This window comes from Vibrio crassostreae 9ZC13 (assembly GCF_000272045.2).
In the GTDB taxonomy this organism is placed as follows: domain Bacteria; phylum Pseudomonadota; class Gammaproteobacteria; order Enterobacterales; family Vibrionaceae; genus Vibrio; species Vibrio crassostreae_C.
In genome coordinates, this window is record NZ_AJYZ02000040.1 from 376,430 (window position 1) to 380,985 (window position 4,556).

Sequence of the window (4,556 nt, forward strand, 5' to 3'; positions counted from 1 at the left end):
TCTTCGCTTCTCAAACCGGTAATGCTAAAGGCGTCGCTGAATCGCTAGAGGCAGAAGCAAAAGCCTTAGGTATCGCCGTCGAGCTTTTCGATGCGAGTGATTATAAAGGTAAGAACCTAGCCAAAGAGACACACGTCATTTTCGTCGCTTCAACCAATGGTGAGGGCGAAGCCCCTGATAACGCGATTGAGTTGCATGAATTCCTTCAATCGAAGAAAGCGCCAAAATTATCAAACCTACAATACGGTGTGATTGGTTTAGGTGACTCAAGCTATGAGTTCTTCTGCCAAACGGCTAAAGACTTCGATAACTTCCTCGCTAAGCTTGGTGCGAAATCGTTTGTCGATCGCCTTGATTGTGATGTTGATTACGAAGAGTCAGCAACGGAATGGCGCGCTAAAGCGTTATCACAAGTTCAAGAAACGCTATCGACAGGCACTGAAGCCGATGTGGTTCAATTACCAGTCGGTCAAGCGGCCGCCGGTCATTCGCAATACACCAAACAAAATCCATATACAGCGACACTATTAACCAGTCAAAAGATCACGGGTCGTGACTCGGGTAAAGATGTTCGTCATATCGAGATTGATCTTGATGAGTCGGGCATTACCTACCAACCCGGCGATGCGCTAGGCGTATGGTATGAAAACAGTTCAGAACTCGCAAATCAGATTCTTTCTAAGGTTGGGTTATCGGGTATCGAAAGTGTCGATGTCGATGGTGAGAATCTATCTATCCATAGTGCGCTAGTGAGTAAATTTGAGATTACCACTTCAAACCCTCAACTTGTGACTAAGTTTGCTGAGTTATCGGGCAGCAAGAAGTTAATCAAGCTGGTGGAAGATAAAGACAAGCTTCGTGAATACGCGGGTAATACTCAAGTTGTCGATGTTTTAGCTGAGAAGAAAACTAAGCTATCGGCTGATGAGTTAATTGGCCTGTTACGTAAGCTGACACCACGCCTCTATTCTATTGCATCAAGCCAAGCTGAAGTGGATGAAGAAGTGCACTTAACCGTGGGTCTTGTTGAATACCAAAAAGGTGAGGAGTCTCGTTTAGGTGGAGCTTCTAGCTTCCTAGCTCAACGCCTTGAAGAAGGCGGTGAAGTGAAGGTGTTTGTTGAGAACAACAATAACTTCAAGCTGCCACAAGACGACAACACACCAATCATCATGGTCGGCCCGGGTACCGGTATCGCACCGTTCCGCAGTTTTGTTCAAGAGCGTGAAAACAATGATGCTGAAGGAAAAAGCTGGTTGTTCTTTGGTGACCGTACCTTTACTCAAGATTTCTTATACCAAGTTGAATGGCAAAAGTACCTCAAGTCTGGCGCGCTAACTAAGCTCGATGTTGCCTTTAGCCGTGACCAAAAAGAAAAGGTTTATGTTCAGGACCGTTTAATCGAACAAGCAGAGCAGGTGTGGCAATGGCTGCAAGAGGGCGCGTACCTCTATGTCTGTGGCGATGCGACTCGAATGGCTAAAGATGTTCATGAAGCGTTAGTTTCGATAGCGGAAAAGCATGGCAACCAGAGCCGCGAGCAAGCTGAACAATATATTAATGATTTACGTAAAGCGAAACGTTACCAAAGGGATGTGTACTAATGAGCAAGCAAGTAATAGAGCAAGAAGTGCTAGGTCAAGTACTTGGACCTTTGGCTGACAATGAGCGTCTTAAGCGTGAAAGTAATAACCTACGCGGTACGATTGAACAAGATCTCCAAGACCGCATAACAGGTGGCTTTACTGCTGATAACTTTCAGTTGATTCGTTTCCACGGTATGTATCAACAAGACGACCGTGATATTCGTAACGAACGTACCAAACAAAAGCTCGAACCGTTACATAACGTCATGCTTCGTGCTCGTATGCCTGGTGGCATCATTACCCCTAAGCAGTGGTTGGCGATTGATAAGTTCGCAGACGAAAGTACCTATTACGGTTCAATTCGTCTAACAACTCGTCAAACGTTTCAGTTCCACGGTGTCTTGAAGCCGAACATTAAGTTGATGCACCAAACGCTAAATAGCATTGGCATTGATTCAATTGCGACAGCGGGTGATGTAAACCGAAATGTTCTATGTACGACAAACCCGGTTGAATCTGAACTTCATCAAGAAGCTTACGAGTGGGCGAAAAAGATCAGTGAACATCTATTACCGAAGACTCGTGCTTATGCAGAAATCTGGTTAGATGGTGAAAAACTAGAAACAACGGATGAAGAACCTATCCTTGGTAGCAACTACCTACCGCGTAAGTTCAAGACGACGGTTGTCATTCCTCCGCAAAATGATGTGGACGTCCATGCTAACGATCTTAACTTTGTTGCTATTGCTGAAGACGGAAAGCTGGTGGGCTTTAATGTGTTAGTCGGTGGCGGTCTTGCTATGACACATGGTGATACCTCTACTTATGCACGTAAAGCTGACGACTTTGGTTTTGTGCCATTAGATAAAACGTTAGATGTAGCAGCGGCGGTGGTAACGACTCAGCGTGACTGGGGTAACCGTTCAAACCGTAAGAATGCAAAAACCAAATACACACTAGACCGTGTTGGTATTGATGTATTCAAAGCAGAAGTAGAAAAGCGTGCAGGCGTAGAATTTTCTGAAAGCCGTCCTTATGAGTTTACTGGCCGTGGTGATCGCATTGGTTGGGCGGAAGGCATTGATGGTAAGCACCACTTGGCGTTATTCATCGAGAATGGTCGTTTACTTGATTTTCCGGGTAAAGCTCTGAAAACAGGTGTTGCTGAAATAGCGAAGATCCACAAAGGTGACTTCCGCATGACAGCGAACCAAAACCTAATTGTTGCAGGTGTACCTAAGAGCCAAAAGGCAAAAATTGAAAAGCTGGCACGTCAATACGGTCTGATGGATGATGCCGTTTCCGAGCAGCGTAAAAACTCAATGGCGTGTGTGGCTTTCCCAACATGTCCTTTAGCAATGGCAGAAGCTGAGCGCTTTCTTCCTGAGTTTGTAACGGATGTTGAATACATTCTGAAAAAACATGGATTACCAGAAGAAGATAACATCATCCTTCGAATCACAGGTTGTCCAAACGGTTGTGGTCGTGCAATGTTGGCTGAACTTGGTTTAGTGGGTAAGGCTCCGGGGCGTTACAACATGCACCTAGGTGGCAACAAGGCCGGAACTCGTATCCCTAAGATGTATAAAGAGAACATCACATCAGCTCAGATCTTAGAAGAGATTGATGCGCTGGTGGGACGTTGGGCTACAGAACGCAACGACAAAGAAGGGTTCGGTGATTTTACAATCCGAGCTGGCATCATCGAAGAGGTGATCATTTCCAAGAGGGATCTGCATGCATAATTCTGTCGCTTCAAAATTGAAGTTAGCAGAGCTACTCGCATTGACTAAGACGGAGCAAATACTTCGTCTTGGACAAATCAACGCAGAGTTAGAGCAGCTAACCGCATTAGAAAGAGTTAAGTGGGCTTTAGATAATTTAGAAGGGACACATGTTGTGTCTTCTAGTTTCGGAATCCAAGCAGCATTGATGTTGCACCTAGTGACCCAAGCAAAACCAGATATTCCGGTTATTTTGACTGACACAGGGTATCTATTTCCGGAGACCTATCGCTTTATTGATGAGTTAAGTCAGAAGTTGACTCTAAACCTTCAAGTCTTTCGCGCCCAACAGAGCCCTAATTGGCAAGAAGCGCAATATGGAAAACTTTGGGATCAAGGTATAGAAGGGATAGAGAAGTACAACAAGCTTAATAAAGTTGAACCGATGAGAAGAGCGTTGGATGAGCTCGAGGCTGGGACATGGTTTTCCGGTTTAAGAAGAGAGCAATCTCAATCGCGTGCAAATTTGCCAATCTTATCTATCCAAAATGGTGTGTTTAAATTTTTGCCGGTAATCGATTGGACGAATAAAGATGTTCACTATTACCTAGAAGAGCATGGTCTCGGTTATCACCCGCTTCGAGAGCAGGGTTACCTTTCTGTTGGAGATACACATACAACTAAGAAGTGGGAACCGGGTATGACTGAAGAGGAAACTCGTTTTAATGGGTTGAAACGCGAATGTGGTCTCCATGAAGATGATGGAGAGCAATATGGTTCTGGGATTTAGACTCGTTGCCATTTAAAAAGCTGCCATGAGGCAGCTTTTTTGTTTTCTAGGATGAAAATTAGATCAATTGTGGATAAGTCTGTGGTTATTTTGTAAGTACTCTGTAGTTAAACTTGCACAAATAAGGCTTTGAGTGTTTATTCGCCATGTAATCGTTATTTTTGCATCTTTCTTTAATAAACACTTGCCAATGTGATGAACATCTCTATAATGCCGCCTCACTGACACGGCAGACGCCACAAGGCTTCAGCGAGAAATGTTAGTAAGGCAACTAGCTTTAAGCGATGATTCGCTTCTACTTTTAGAAAGTAGGAATTAATTCCAAATAAGTGTTTGACACTGAGAATTAAATCGCTAGAATGGCCGCCTCTTCCGAAGTGATGTAAGTCACAACGAAGAGAAGCTCTTTAACAATTTAAACCTATCAATCTGTGTGGGCACTCGTTGATGAATATC

Annotated in this window: 3 protein-coding genes; all 3 read left to right on the forward strand. The window is 44.2% G+C overall.

Translation table 11 applies throughout. From position 1 onward, the window contains the following. The coding region (locus A136_RS14350) for an assimilatory sulfite reductase (NADPH) flavoprotein subunit (protein ID WP_017063188.1) at nucleotides 1–1,604 on the forward strand (1,604 nt) is incomplete at its 5' end. Then, a complete protein-coding gene (gene cysI / locus A136_RS14355; protein WP_017063189.1) occupies nucleotides 1,604–3,331 on the forward strand; it encodes an assimilatory sulfite reductase (NADPH) hemoprotein subunit in 1,728 nt (575 codons plus the stop codon). The genes A136_RS14350 and cysI, both read left to right, overlap by 1 nt. Continuing rightward, nucleotides 3,324–4,100, forward strand: coding sequence for a phosphoadenylyl-sulfate reductase (locus tag A136_RS14360; RefSeq protein ID WP_017059954.1), 777 nt, complete (start codon nucleotides 3,324–3,326; stop codon nucleotides 4,098–4,100). Before cysI ends, A136_RS14360 begins: the two co-directional genes overlap by 8 nt. Nucleotides 4,101–4,556: the final 456 nt, after the last annotated feature.

Bases quoted from the DNA above. Each gene is read 5' to 3' on its own strand.
- cysI (WP_017063189.1), top strand. From the start codon at position 1,604: ATGAGCAAGCAAGTAATAGAGCAAGAAGTGCTAGGTCAAGTACTTGGA.
- A136_RS14360 (WP_017059954.1), top strand. From the start codon at position 3,324: ATGCATAATTCTGTCGCTTCAAAATTGAAGTTAGCAGAGCTACTCGCA.